Source organism: Xanthomonas sp. NCPPB 3442 (assembly GCF_056725145.1).
Map to the genome: position 1 here is coordinate 1,815,614 of NZ_CM161514.1, position 14,152 is coordinate 1,829,765.

Below are 14,152 nucleotides of genomic sequence, written 5' to 3' on the forward strand. Positions count from 1 at the left end.
GACTGCCTGCAAACCGGTTAGCTTCCACCACTGCAAGTGCGTTCAAGCCACGCCGATCGATGCAGACACGATCCCTCCATCAACGCCGCGCTGCGGCCCTACTGCGGTGACGTTTCATGAGCGATGTGCTGGAGTTGACCTGTGACCTCATTGCACGTGCCTCGGTAACGCCGGCGGATGCCGGTTGCCAGGCCGCGATTGCGCAGCGCCTGCGCGCAGCCGGCTTCGGCTGCGAGCGCTTGCGCCTGGGCGAGGTCGAGAATCTGTGGGCAACCCATGGCAGCGGTGCGCCGGTGCTGGTGTTGCTCGGGCATACCGATGTGGTGCCGCCGGGCCCGCGCGAGGCGTGGACCAGCGACCCGTTCGATCCGCAGATCCGCGACGGCGTGTTGTATGGGCGTGGTGCAGCGGACATGAAAGGCAGCGTGGCCGCGTTCGTGGTCGCCGCAGAGCAATTCGTCGCTGCACACCCAACGCACTCCGGCACGCTGGCGGTGCTGTTGACCTCGGACGAAGAGGGCGATGCCATCGATGGCGTGCGCCGGGTTGCCGAGGTGTTTCGCGAACGCGGGCAAACGATCGACTGGTGCATCACCGGCGAACCGTCGTCCACCGAGCGCCTGGGCGATCTGTTGCGCGTGGGCCGTCGCGGCAGCCTGTCCGGCACGTTGACCGTGAAGGGTGTGCAGGGGCATGTGGCGTATCCGCACAAGGCGCGCAACCCCATCCATCTGGCAGCGCCTGCGCTGGCCGAACTGGTGGCGCGGCAATGGGACGACGGCTTCGAAAGCTTTCCGCCCACCAGCCTGCAACTTTCCAACATCCACGCCGGCACCGGCGCCAATAACGTGATTCCTGGCGAGCTGCAGGTGGCCTTCAATCTGCGCTATACGCCACACTGGGACGCGCCGCGCCTGGAAGCTGAAATCACCGCGCTGCTCGATCGGCATGCGCTGGACTACACGCTGCGCTGGCACCGCAGCGGCGAGCCGTTCTATACCCCGGAAGGGCGGTTGCGCAGCGTCGCGCGTGAGGTCCTGGGGGAGTTCGCCGGTGCGCCGCCGGAAGAAAGCACCGGGGGCGGCACCTCCGATGCGCGGTTCATTGCGCCACTGGGTGCGCAATGCATCGAAGTGGGCCCGGTCAATGCCAGCATCCACCAGGTCGACGAGCATGTGCGCGTCGCCGACCTGCAGGCGCTACCGGCGCTGTACCGCACGTTGATCGAGCGCCTGCTGGTCGAGTGAGCGGGCCACGCAGACGCCGTCGTTGCCACTGAAACAGTTGCGCCGGTACCACCGAACCGTTAGCGTCGCCGACATGGTCCTTCGCCTCGCCAACCTCAATAACGCCAACCGCAGCAATCTGCGCGCGAATAATCGTGCGCGGCCGATGCGGATCTGCGACTAGGCGACGTCCACCAAGCGCCCAGGAACCAGAAAAACCCGCATCGACCGATGCGGGTTTTTTTATGGGCGTCAATCCATGCAGCACGCTCTCACCCGGCCGCCACCCCCCGCAGTTCTTCAGGAGAGTTTCCATGTGTTCCATCTTCGGTATTTTCGGCCTGCAACCCGGTGACGACCTGCAGGCGCTGCGCCGGCAGGCGCTGGAATGTTCGCAGCGGCAGCGTCACCGCGGGCCCGACTGGAGCGGCGTCTACGTCGATACCGGTGCCATCCTGGTGCACGAGCGCCTGGCCATCGTCGATCCGGCCGGAGGCTCGCAACCGTTGCTCTCCGATGACGGGCAGCTCGCCTTGGCGGTCAATGGCGAGATCTACAACCACCGCGAACTCAAGGCGGAGCTGCTGCAGCCGTACGCATTCCAGACCGGCTCCGATTGCGAGGTGATCAATGCGCTGTATCGCGAAGATACGCCGGCCTCCTATCTCAACCGCCTCAACGGCATCTTTGCATTCGCGCTTTGGGACAAGACGGAAGGGCGCGTCATCATCGCGCGCGACCCGATCGGCGTGGTGCCGCTGTACTGGGGACACGACCGCGAAGGCCGTTTGCGTGTGGCCTCGGAACTGAAATCGCTGGTGGACGACTGCGCCGATGCAGCGCAGTTTCCGCCGGGCCATTGGTACGACAGCGCCACCGGCGCACTGAGCCGTTACTACGAGCGCGCCTGGCGCCACTATGACGCGGTGGAAGGTGTACAGGTGCAACTGCAGGAATTGCGCGAAGCATTCGAGCGCGCCGTGCACCGTCAGCTCATGACCGATGTGCCGTACGGTGTGCTGCTGTCCGGTGGACTGGATTCTTCGCTGGTTGCGGCCGTTGCCGCGCGCTATGCCCGTCACCGCATCGAAGAAAACGACACCACCGAAGCCTGGTGGCCGCGCCTGCACTCGTTCGCGATCGGCTTGAAAGGCTCGCCGGATCTGGCCGCCGCCGAAGTGGCCGCCGCGGCGCTCGGCACCGTGCATCACGGCTTCGAATACACCTTCGACGAAGGCCTGGATGCATTGCCCGACGTCATTCGCCACATCGAAACCTATGACGTCACCACCATTCGCGCCTCCACGCCGATGTTCTTGCTGGCGCGGCGGATCAAGGCAATGGGCGTCAAGATGGTGCTTTCCGGCGAAGGCAGCGACGAGATCTTCGGCGGCTACCTGTATTTCCATAAGGCGCCGAACGCGCGCGAATTCCACGAAGAGCTGGTCCGCAAGCTCGACGCGCTCAACAACTACGATTGCCTGCGCGCGAACAAGTCGATGATGGCCTGGGGCGTGGAGCCACGCGTACCGTTCCTTGACCGCGAATTCCTGGATGTGGCGATGCGCATGGATGCCAGGTTCAAGATGATCGACAAGACCAGCGGTGGGGCAACGCGCATGGAGAAGGGCGTACTGCGCGAGGCATTTGCCGGCTATCTGCCCGAATCGATCCTGTGGCGTCAGAAAGAGCAGTTCAGCGACGGCGTGGGCTACGGCTGGATCGACGGGCTGAAGGCGCATGCACAGGCGCAGGTGAGCGACCGCGAACTCGCCGCCGCCGACCGGCGCTACCCGGTCAATCCGCCGCAGACCAAGGAGGCGTATTTCTATCGCAGCTTGTTCGAACAGTTTTTCCCCGGTCAGGCGGCGGCGGAAACCGTGCCGGGCGGCAAGTCGATTGCCTGTTCGTCGCCAACGGCGATTGCCTGGGATGCGAGTTTTGCCGCGATGGCCGACCCATCGGGCCGCGCGATTGCCGGGGTGCACGCGCAGGCGCTGGCTTCGTAAGGTTGCAGTCACTGCAGCGGCCGGCATGCATCGCTGCACGGCCGGCCGCTGTGTTGATCGGCGCGTCTTATTGCTCGTGACGCACGCAGTACCCATAGCGCTGCGGATCGATATCCACACCGGCCATGTCGGCCTGGTTGTTGCGCCATAGGTTCGGCTTGAAGTCGGCCGACGTGCAGTTGGCCGCGCGGTCCACGCCGATGGTGTAGGTAAATGGCGTGTTGGCGAAACGGTTGTTCTCGAACACGTTGTCCTGGCTCATGCTGTTGTCCCAGCACAAAATCTCCGGTGTGCGATAACGAATCGCGCAGGCCAGAAACACGCCGGCCACCTTGTTGCCGTCGAATTGATTGTTGCTGAAGCGATTGCGCCGCGCATCGGAGAGATAGATGCCCTGGCTGCCGTTGCGCTCGAAACGGTTGTTGCGGATCTCGCTGTCTTCCAGGTGTTCGGTGGTCAAGCCGGCGGCCACGTTGTCGTGGATGTAGTTGTTGACCATCGTGACCTTGGCGGTGCGGTTGAACGAGACGCCGTCCCAGATTGCGCCGGACACATCGTTGTTTTCGATGGTGATCTCGCGGGTGTCGTACTCGCTCAGCAGGCACGCGCTGCGGCACTTGTTGACCTGCAGGCCTGCAAGCCGGATGCCTTGCCCGGACCGCACCACCACCGCGCTGTTGCTCAGGTAGGGGCGCTCGGGCATGAACTCCTTGTCGCCTGTGCTCGCTACGATCTGCATGTCTTCGATGCTGACGTTGCGGATCACGCCGGTGGGCTGCTGGTTTTCGTAATCGCCAACCACCAGCACCGGCTGCTGCACGCCGTCGGCCATGCGCACGATGGTGCTGGGGCCCTGGCCGCGCAAGGTGAAGTTGCCGCGATGGATCGACACCAAGCCGTTGAGCGGGAACTCGCCCTTTTCCAGGCAAAGTACCGTGGGTTTGTCGCTTTGCGGCAGTTTGTCGATGGCTTTCTGCAGGTCCTGGCCAGGACGTACCTTGGCAGTGCATGCAGCCACGGGCGCATCCGGCGGGCCGGATTTGGCTGGCGGCGCTGCCGTGCAGGCAGTCGCAAACATCAGTGGCAACAGGGCGGAAACGGAGCGGGCAAGCAAAGGCATGCGGATTCCGGTCAGTGGGGGAAGTAGGGCGATGTGCGGAGCAAGACTCCACATTCGCGACGGGCTCTAGTGTGTCCCACCGAACGTTAAGTTCCAGCCCATGCGCAGCCGCTCGATTCGGCGCAGGTTCATTACGTTGCCGCAGTCGAGGCTGCCTTGAGCACACCGCACGGTCGGCTTGGCTGACCTGCATCACATTGCGCACGCTATGTTGTCAGCGTGCGATTCGTCTTGCGCCGAACGTCTTGGCGCCTTCAAGCGACGGCTGCGGCCGTTTCCAGGCGTTTTGCGCATGTAACTTGCACACCGAGCCAGACGCGGTTTGCCGTTCCAAACAGGAGAGACACGTGTCTTGAGCGCGTGGCGACCGCAGGCACGCTGCGCTGTTTGCGTTGCCGTCGCAGCGGGCCGGCGGCGCGCCACCGATCCGCTGCGCGCTGGTCAGAAGCTGTAAGCCAGCTGCGCGTGAAGGCGACGCGGCTCGCCGGGGAAGTGCCCGGCGCGCGTATTGAAACCGCTCACTGCATACACCTTGTCGAACAGGTTCTTGATGTTGATCTGCAGCTTCCACGCGTTCCATTGCGTCTGCCAGCTGATGTCGTAGATGGCGTACGGTTTGACGCGTTGCCCATCCAGGCTGACGCGTTCGCCCACGTAGTCGGCACCGAAGGCGATCGCCGAGCGCCAGGCGGGCAGGTCGTAGCGTGTCCACAGGCCAAAAGTGTTGCGCGGTGCATTGGCGAAGCGATCGCCAGAGGCATTGGTGATGCCGTTGGTGCCGGCATCGAGCACGCGTGCATCGTTGTAGGCATAAGTGAGATTGAGCACCCAGCGTTCGGTCAGGTCGGCCAGCAGGTCGACTTCCAGCCCTTCGCTGCGCACCAAGCCAAGCGCGGAGAGTTGATTGACGCCGTCGACGACGCGCCCGTTCGCCTGCACGATGTTGCTACGCTCGATGCGATACAGCGCCGTGTTGAGGGTGAGTCCGCCATCGTTGAGCGCAGTCTTCAGGCCCACTTCCCATTGGGTGCTGCGTTCCGGTGCGAACGGGCCGCCCACGCTGCTGTCCTGATTGGCCGCGTCCTGCGGCAGGAAGCCGCTGGCATAGCTTGCGTAGGCATTGATGCCGTCGCGTAACACGACGGTGCTGCCGACGCGCCAACTGAGATCGTTGCCGGTGACGCGCGAACCAGTCAGCAGGTCGTCGTCCTTGAAGCCGTCCCAGCGTAGCCCGGCCATTGCATACCAGCGCGGCGTCAGCGTGAGTTCGTCCTGCAGATATGCACCGTAGCGTTGACTGCGCGTGCTGGTGGCGCGCCAGGGCAGGGCATCCAAGCCGTAGTCGTAGAAGCCGCTGCGGCCGTACACCGGGTTGAACAAATCGATGCCGGGCACCGGGCCACGTACGCGTCCGGTGTCGGCGGTGTTGGCGGTTTGCGCGCGGAAATCCGCGTCCAGGCGGTAGTAGTCCGCGCCCATCAGCAACGTGTGGTCGATTGCCCCGGTACTGGTGCGGAATATCGCGTTGACGTTGCTGGAGATCGCATCGTTGTCGCGGTATTGATTGCGCAGCTGCCGGGTCATCCACTCGGCGGTACCGTCGCGATCGCGGTCGATCAACCCCATTGGCTCGTGATAGATCTGATGCTCCTGGTTCTTGAACCAGCGCAGCGCCATGTCCACCTCCCACGCGCTGGACGGCGCAAACCGATATTGCGCAAGCGCCACCTTGGCGCGCATGTCCAGGAAATCTGTGGGTTCGTTGTGGTTCCAGCGCCGGTCGGTGAGGAAGTTGCCGGCGTTATCGACCGGCACGCCGCGCAAGCGGTTGCCGCCCAGGTTTTGGGTGATGTCGGTGTATTGCAGGGTGAGCTCGCCGGTATCGCCCAGATCGAAGGCCACCGACGCATCGCCGATCTGGCTCTGGCTGTCGGTATTCCAACGAAATCCGTCTTCGCCATCGGCATAGGCGCCGATGCGGTACCGGATGCGGCCATCTGCGCGCGCAGGGCCGGTGGCCTCGAACGAGGCTGCACCGAAGGATTGATTGCCCAGCTGCAGCTCGATGCGTCGGGCCGCCTGATGAGCGGGTTTGCGCGTGACATAGTTGATCACACCCCCGGGTTCGCCACCGCCGTACAGCGCACCGGCTGGACCCTTGAGCACTTCCACACGCTCGATGTTGAACAGTTGCGGCACCGAGAACCCGGCATACGGGTCGCCACGCAGGCCGTCGTACAGCACGTTTTCCTGGCGGAAGCCGCGCAAGGTCACACCGGCATAGCTGAAGAAGCTGATGCCACTGATGCTGCGATACAGATCGGTGATCTGCCGCGCAGCCTGGTCGTCGATCAACTCGCGCGGCAGCACCTGCACCGACTGCGGCACCAGTGCCAGCGGGGTATCGGTGCGCGTGGCAACAGCTGCGTCTTCGGACTTGTAGAGCGTCTGCGCACGGCCGATGACATCCACGCCATCCAGCTCGGTCACGGCTGGCGTGGTGGTGTGTTGAGCGAAGGCGGGCAGGGTGTGCAGAGCGAGCGCAGCGGCGAGCGCGGTGACAAGAAGCGTGGGGCGCATTGATCACTAATGGGAATGGTTATCAAATGCATCTTAGCATGATGTGTTTGCTTGATCACGGAGGTGGCCGGGTGTGGGGCGCCCTGTTTGGTGGCAGATGCGCGCGCACCTGTGCGGATGCAGACATGCGACGCGAAGATGCGGAGCCCTGAAATGGAGGCATGAGTGCGCAGCTTCCCCTCTCCTGCCGGAATATTGTCCTGCTGCACGGGTGAGAAGGTGCCCGAAGGGCGGATGAGGGTACGTGCGAAGCCTCATGGGCGCGCACGCAGGGTCACATCACGCACTCTTCCAATCGTGCGTGATGGCCGTACCCTCACCCACCCCCTCTCCCGAGGGGAGAGGCGCCTGAAGCGGCGATGCTGTTGACGTCTTCGTCCTGCTTCGCTGCACGCTGCGCAGCCGCGTTGCCGCCCGCTGTTACTGCGGATGCAATTGCAGCGTGTACCGCGTGGCAGTGGGCAAGAATGGTGTGGGTCTGCCATGCACCCAATCGTCGTGCCCTGCGCCCCAGAACGGCGAGAGCGGGTGGCCGCTCTGGCCGCCGGGCATGTGCACGATGCCGTCCTGCTCGTGGCCGGGCGAAACCACCATGCGCTCGGAGGCGCCAAAGGCCGGGCCTTGCACACGCGGCATGTCGCGGTCGCCCGGCAGTTGATCGGGCGGCATGCAGAGCCAGCGCTTGGCCAGGGCGGGCAGGGCACGCGCGATGGGGTGGCAGATGGCAGCGGTGTTGCGCTGGCCCCAGGTGTGCTGGCCGCGCGGTTCGCTTTGTGCGTCTTCTGCAATCACCTCTGACTGCGCACTGCGCGCAGCATCGTCGAGCAACTGGTCCCAGCTTGCGGCGGTGGGCGGTAACAGGTGGGCCGGGCGCTGTTGCAGCAACGGCCAGACGACGCCCTCCAGTTGCGCGCGACGCGGCGGCAGGAACTCCTCGCCAAGTGCGGCTTTTGCCGGGGCCAGCAGGCCGGCTTCCACCGCTTCGATGGTCTTGTTGCGGAATTCGCGCACGATGCGATAGCTGGCCGAGCCAGTCGATGCGTGCCCGTCCCAGTCGCGCGTGGCATGTGCAATCTGTTGCAGTGCCGGGTCCTTGCTGTGCTCGACCACGCTACGCAGCAGTTGCCACCAGCGCGTAAGCAGCACGGCGCGATCGTCGAGCTGGATGGCGAGCAGATCGCGTTCGTTGAAGCGCTGCTTTGCGAAAAGATCATCGCGAATTTGCTGGGCACGCGCGCCAAGGTCGTAACCTGCGTTGCCAAGCGTGGCCAGTTGCTGCGCATCGACGATACGGTTGTTGGCGGTCCAGAGCCGGTGCGACGGCGGATCGATCAACGCAGGCGCAGCATCGCTGCGCAGCGACCATGGCAGGCAGGTGCCCGACATCGGCGCTGCAGCCGGTTCTGCAGGTGCGCCGGATGCTGCCTCAGGGACGGGCGTCGATGTCGCCAGTTCGGCAATCCCGCTCGGGCCGCACCCGGCATTGCGGGCGGGGCGCGCGCCGATCAGCCGCCAGGCGATGCGCCCGCTGCGATCGGCAAGCAGCAGGTTCTGCGCCGGAATGCCGGAGCGGTCGGCCACCGCGAACGCCGCCTGCAGATCGCCCGCCGTGCTCATCTGAGCGAAGTCCAACCGGATCGCACCGGGCAACTGCGCCACCCAGCGCAATGCCAGCGCGCTGCCGTCGGCGTTGACGTGCAGCAGCGGTCCCCACGCCGCTTCGCGGACCTCGAACTGCACCGGCGCTGCGCCCGCCACGCGGATGGTTTCCACATGCCTGGTCAGTGCTTGCGGGTGACCCGGCGTGGGTGCAGGAATGCGCGCGAAATCCGCGGTGTCGATATAGCTGTTGGTAAATGCCCAAGCCACGTGCCCATTGCTGCCCACGACCACCGCCGGCAAACCCGGCAGGGTGAATCCGGTGACATCCACCTTGCCCTCGGGCGCATTGCTGTCTGCATAGCGCAGGCGTGCGCGGAACCAGATATTGGGCGCGCGCAGGCCCAGGTGCATGTCGTCGGCAACGATGGCGCGGCCGTCGGCGGTGAGGCTGCCGTCTACCGCGAAGTTGTTGCTGCCCGGTGTCGGCGTTTCCGCGTGGGGCGCGGCAGGCCGATGCGGTAGACGCCGTAGATCCAGCGTGGTCGCATCCGGCAAGCTGGCATCGCCCTGCGGCTCCCCGAACAACGGCGCGTCCCAACTGGAGCCCTGGTGGTCGAGCAGTGCCGCCAGCGCAGGCGGCACCACGGCACGGATGCGCGCGGCGGCCAGCTCGGTCTGGTTATCGCTGTCCTGCAGGTCCGCGTACATCGCAAGGCCGGTGAGGATGGAGTCGTCCAGCGTCCATGCGCGCGGTGTCTGGCGCAGCAGCAGATAGGGCCAGGGCCGTACGCGCAGTGCCGCCAGTCCTGCGTTGACGCCATCGGTATAGGCTTGCAATGCAGCGTGCTGGCTGCTGGTGGCGATGTCCAGGCTGGCCTGCACGCGGGCACGCAGGCGATGCACGCGGTTGCGCTTGTCCAGGTCCACGGCCTTGGCGCCAAACAGCTCGGACAACTCGCCGGCCGGTGCGCGGCGCATCAGATCCATCTCGAAATAGCGTTCCTGCGCATGCACGTAGCCGAGCGCGCGCATCGCATCGAGCTGGTTTGCTGCATCGATGGTGACCACGCCCAGCCGGTCGCGCTGCACGCTGACCGGCGCAGCCAGGCCGCTGAGCGCGCTGTCGCCATCCAACTGCGGCAGGCTGCCGCGCATCAACAGATACAGCCCCAGGCTGGCCGCCAGGACCAGCAACACGATTCCCAGCAGCAGCCGGCCCAGCCATTTACGCATTGTCGGTTCCTTGGACCCCGGTGAAGTGTGGCCGGCGGACATGACCGTGGCGGGTCCGGCCGCAAGCGCAACTGAAAGTGATTCCGATTAGATCATTGCCCGGCGGCTTAGGGCACCATGCGCGCATTGCGTCGCTGGAGCACACCATGAAAGGCCATCCCGAAGTCATCGATTACCTCAAGCAGCTGCTGCGCGGCGAATTGGCGGCGCGCGATCAATATTTCCTGCATTCGCGCCGGTACGAGGATCAGGGCCTGATGGCGCTGTACGAGCGCATCAACCATGAGATGGAAGAGGAGACCGAGCACGCCGACGCGCTGCTGCGGCGCATCCTGTTCCTGGAAGGCGACCCGGACATGCGCCCGGCCGAATTCACCCCCGGCAAGACCGTGGTCGAAATGCTGGAGCGCGACCTGGTGGTCGAGTACGAAGTGCGCGCTGCGCTCGCTGCCGGCATGAAGCTGTGCGAAGAACATGGCGACTATGTCAGCCGCGACGTGCTGCTCAAGCAGCTGCAGGACACCGAAGAAGATCATGCGTGGTGGCTGGAGCAGCAGCTTGGCCTGATCAAGCGCATCGGACTGGAGTTGTATCAGACATCAAAGATCGACAAGGGTCACGTCGCCGGTTGAGCCGGCAACGCCGCTGCGCAGTCGCTTGGCTGGCTGACGCGGCGTGAACCGGCTCGGCATGGAATAGGCGTGCCTGGCCATTCCACGATGGTCTGTGCGGCCTGCCTGCCACTCCTGCAGCTGGCTGCAGGATTCCGTTTTGTCGCGTTTTGCTGCAGAACGACCGCATGGCGCAATGCCGCGCTGTCCTGATCCGCCACCCACGCTTGCCGCATGCAGACATGCAATTGCCACGTGATGGGCGTGCAGCGCCCGACGGCCTTTCAGCGGCGTTGCAGGCGATAGACAGCCGTCGATAACCCGGTGACGCCTTCATCGCGGAAGCGTGGTTCCTGATCGAGGATGTCGCGGTGTTCCAGCTGGTCTACCTGCCAGGCGGCATCGAAAAGTGCATGCACGTGCGTTGCGTCCACCGAGAACGGCGGGCCGGCCTTTTCAGCCTGCGGATATTCCAGGGTGATCAGCAGGCCGCGGCAGTGTGTGGGCAACGGCGCGTAGACCGTTTGCAGGTAATGCTGGCGCAGTTCGGCCGGTAGCGCGACCAGTGCGGCGCGGTCGTAGACGGCCGTGCAGTCGGCCAGCGCGCTGGCGTCCAGCGCGAATGCATCGCCGCAGATGATCTCGATCGGGCCGGCGATGAAATGCTCGCCAGCAGCGCCGCTGTGACGCTGGGGTTTAAGCCCTGCCTCATCGAAGAATTGCGTCACCGCCAGCGGCGACAGCTCCACGCCAAGCACGCGATGGCCTTGCGCCGCCAGCCAATGCATATCCAGCGTCTTGCCGCACAGTGGCACCAGCACGCGCGATTCCTTCGGCAGATCCAGTGCGTGCCAGTGCTTTTGCAGCAGCGGCAACACCTCTTGCTGATGAAAGCCGGTGTGTCCCAGCTGCCAACGTTCCAACCAGAAATTCGTGTCCATGCGTTGCCTTGTCAGTGGCTGTCTCCACTGTGGTCATGCGAGAGCGGGGCGTGGCGCGTTCTGAAGCGGTGCGCGGCGTGGGCTGTGCGTTTGCGACTGCATCGTTGCGCCTGGATGAGCGAATACTTGATGCCAGTGCATCAGCAGTTTTATTGCCTACAATGCCACAGGTGTTCGGACGCCTGGTCGCGTTGCACAGGAAAGGTAGAGGTTCAATTGCCCTGCAGCTGAGATGTGCCGCGTTGGAGAAGAACGAGTTCTTCGGCAAGTGCAGACGCTTGCGTGTAGTGGACAAGGCCGCAGAAATCCGTATCGACCATGATGCCCTCGCCAAGGTAGCCCCAGCTTTCCTGTCCCGCAAGGTAATCGGCAGTGTCCATGCACGCGATGACCTTGCCGCGATACAGCGTGTCTATCTGGATCAGATCACCTGATTTCGCTTCGTGGTTATCCGAATATTGCACATAGCCTCCTGGCTCGATAACGGCGCCCCAGCAGCCTGAGGCGACCGCAGTCCCCACCGCGCCGCTGCGCGCCGGGCGAGTGAATTGCCGTCTCCTACTGCACCTCCAACCCGTCCACCTTCTGCCACCCACGCGGCAACAACGATCCACGGCTCGCACGCGCACCCACATACGTATCCAGGTCCTTGAACGACAGGCTCATGGTGCGTGCGCCGCTGCGCACCAGCAGCGTGTTGCCTGGTGCGACCGCCACCACGGCCACCACGCGTTCGGTGCCGAGCTTGGCCTTGGGGATTTCGATGATCTTGTTGCCTTTGCCCTTGTCCAGCTCGGGCACGTCGGTGGCCGGCACCGCCAGCAGATTGCCGGCACTGGTCACGGCGACGATGCGATCGGTTTGCGGGTTGCTTACCTGGGCCGGCGTCAGCACATGCGAGCCGGTGGTGAGATTGAGCATCGCCTTGCCGGCCTTGTTGCGGCCGGTGAGGTTTTCGAAACGGGTGACGAAGCCGTAGCCGTGCGAGGATGCCAGCACGAAGCGGGTGGCGTTGTCGGCGCTGGCCATGACCTGGAACGCTGCGCCCGAGGCCGGCGAGAACCGTCCGGTCAACGGTTCGCCATTGCCACGCGCCGAGGGCAGGGTGTGCACGGCGGTGGAATAGGCGCGGCCGTCCGAATCCAGGAACGCCACCTGATGCGTGCTGCGGCTGCGCACTGCCGCCAGCAGGCCATCGCCTTCGCGGTAGGACATGCCGGCAGGATCTACCTCGTGGCCCTTGGCTGCCCGCACCCAGCCCTTCTCCGATAGCACCACGGTCATCGGTTCGCTGGCCACCATTTCGGTTTCGTCGATGGCCTGCGCGGCGCCACGCTGCACCAGCGGCGAACGCCGCGCATCGCCGAACTTCTTGGCGTCGGCAGTCAGTTCGTCCTTGATCAGCTTCTTCAGCTTGGTCTTGCTTTCCAGGATCGCCATGATCTGCGCGCGTTCCTTGGCGAGTGCTTCCTGTTCGCCGCGGATCTTCATTTCCTCCAGGCGCGCCAGTTGGCGCAGCTTGGTTTCCAGGATGTATTCGGCCTGTTCTTCGCTCAGCGCGAAGCGCGAGATCAGCACCGGCTTGGGTTCGTCTTCGCTGCGGACGATGCGGATCACTTCGTCCAGGTTGAGGAAGGCGATCAACAAGCCTTCCAACAGGTGCAGGCGACGCTCGACCTTCTGCAGGCGATGGTTGAGGCGGCGGGTCACCGTATCGCTGCGGAAGCTCAGCCATTCGCTCAGCAGGTGCTTGAGGTTCTTGACCTGCGGGCGGCCATCCAGACCGATCACGTTGAGGTTGACGCGGTAGCTGCGCTCAAGATCGGTGGTGACGAACAGGTGGCCCATCAGCTGTTCGGCATCGACGCGATTGGAGCGCGGCACCAGCACCACCCGCACCGGGCTGGTGTGGTCGGACTCGTCGCGGATGTCTTCCAGCCACGGCAGCTTCTTGGCACGCATCTGCTGGGCAATCTGTTCGATCACCTTGGACGGGGAGACCTGGTAGGGCAGCGCATCGATGACGATGTTGGCGTGCTCTTTCTTGTAGGTGGCGCGCGCGCGCACGCTGCCGTGACCGGTCTCGTAGATGTTCCGCAGGTCCGCAGCCGGGGTGATGATCTCGGCGGTGGTCGGGTAATCCGGGCCCAGCACGTGCTCGCACAGCTGCGCGACCGTGGCGTCAGGGTCATCGAGCAGCCGCAGCAGTGCGCTGACGATCTCGTTGAGATTGTGCGGCGGCACGTCGGTGGCCATGCCCACCGCAATCCCGGTGGTGCCGTTGAGCAGCAGGTGCGGCAGGCGTGCCGGCAACCAGGTGGGCTCTTCCAGGGTGCCGTCGAAGTTGGGCGCCCAATCGGTGGTGCCCTGGCCAAGCTCGCCCAGCAGCACTTCGGCGATCGGGGTCAGCTTGGACTCGGTGTAGCGCATCGCTGCAAACGACTTGGGGTCGTCGGTGGAGCCGAAGTTGCCCTGGCCTTCGATCAGCGGATAGCGGTACGAGAACGGCTGCGCCATCAGTACCAGCGCCTCATAGCAGGCACTGTCGCCATGCGGGTGGTACTTACCGATCACATCGCCCACGGTACGCGCGGATTTCTTCGGCTTGGCGGCGGCGTTCAGGCCCAGCTCGCTCATCGCGTAGACGATGCGGCGCTGCACCGGCTTCAGGCCGTCACCCAGGAACGGCAGGGCGCGGTCGAGCACCACGTACATCGAGTAGTCGAGATAGGCGCGTTCGGCGTATTCGCGCAGCGGCAGCTGTTCAAAGCCGTGGAAGGTGGGGCGGGTCAGATCGGTCATGTAAAGCCAGGTCCTGCGTGAAGAGGAA

General features: G+C 64.5%; 9 protein-coding genes. 3 read left to right on the top strand and 6 right to left on the bottom strand.

Annotated elements, in window-relative coordinates; genetic code table 11:
- Positions 1-116: 116 nt before the first annotated feature.
- Both dapE and asnB read left to right on the top strand, forming a co-directional pair.
- Positions 117-1,247 carry a succinyl-diaminopimelate desuccinylase gene (dapE, locus tag AC1POX_RS07755; RefSeq protein ID WP_014089758.1) on the top strand — a complete coding sequence of 377 codons (1,131 nt, stop codon included), beginning with the start codon at positions 117-119 and terminating at the stop codon, positions 1,245-1,247.
- A 293-nt stretch (positions 1,248-1,540) separates the two neighbouring features.
- On the top strand, positions 1,541-3,235 hold the full coding sequence (gene asnB, locus AC1POX_RS07760) for an asparagine synthase B (RefSeq protein ID WP_008576702.1): 1,695 nt from the start codon (positions 1,541-1,543) through the stop codon (positions 3,233-3,235).
- 67 nt (positions 3,236-3,302) lie between these two features.
- On the opposite strand, the gene hpaM is transcribed toward asnB, so the two are convergent.
- From hpaM to AC1POX_RS07775, 3 genes are all read right to left on the bottom strand, one after another.
- Complete coding sequence (gene hpaM / locus AC1POX_RS07765) at positions 3,303-4,355, bottom strand: type III secretion-associated outer membrane-bound protein HpaM (RefSeq protein ID WP_031421864.1); 1,053 nt, start codon at positions 4,353-4,355, stop codon at positions 3,303-3,305.
- A gap of 441 nt (positions 4,356-4,796) precedes the next feature.
- On the bottom strand, positions 4,797-6,935 hold the full coding sequence (locus tag AC1POX_RS07770) for a TonB-dependent siderophore receptor (protein WP_338334520.1): 2,139 nt from the start codon (positions 6,933-6,935) through the stop codon (positions 4,797-4,799).
- A 420-nt stretch (positions 6,936-7,355) separates the two neighbouring features.
- Positions 7,356-9,770: a penicillin acylase family protein gene (locus AC1POX_RS07775; RefSeq protein ID WP_218555910.1), complete on the bottom strand. Its 2,415-nt coding sequence runs from the start codon at positions 9,768-9,770 to the stop codon at positions 7,356-7,358.
- Positions 9,771-9,916: 146 nt separating this feature from the next.
- Between AC1POX_RS07775 and bfr the strand changes: the two genes are divergently transcribed.
- A complete protein-coding gene (gene bfr, locus AC1POX_RS07780; RefSeq protein ID WP_014089761.1) occupies positions 9,917-10,402 on the top strand; it encodes a bacterioferritin in 486 nt (161 codons plus the stop codon).
- Positions 10,403-10,665: 263 nt separating this feature from the next.
- Here bfr and AC1POX_RS07785 read toward each other — a convergent pair whose 3' ends face one another.
- The 3 genes from AC1POX_RS07785 to parC all read right to left on the bottom strand — a co-directional run bounded on the left by AC1POX_RS07785 (position 10,666) and on the right by parC (position 14,124).
- The gene (locus AC1POX_RS07785; RefSeq protein ID WP_372356931.1) at positions 10,666-11,322 is read right to left on the bottom strand and encodes a thiopurine S-methyltransferase; all 657 of its coding nucleotides are present in this window, start codon (positions 11,320-11,322) and stop codon (positions 10,666-10,668) included.
- 212 nt (positions 11,323-11,534) lie between these two features.
- A complete protein-coding gene (locus tag AC1POX_RS07790) occupies positions 11,535-11,786 on the bottom strand; it encodes a hypothetical protein (RefSeq protein WP_218495706.1) in 252 nt (83 codons plus the stop codon).
- Between the two features lie 94 nt (positions 11,787-11,880).
- The gene (gene parC, locus AC1POX_RS07795; protein WP_081216239.1) at positions 11,881-14,124 is read right to left on the bottom strand and encodes a DNA topoisomerase IV subunit A; all 2,244 of its coding nucleotides are present in this window, start codon (positions 14,122-14,124) and stop codon (positions 11,881-11,883) included.
- Between the last annotated feature and the right edge of the window lie 28 nt (positions 14,125-14,152).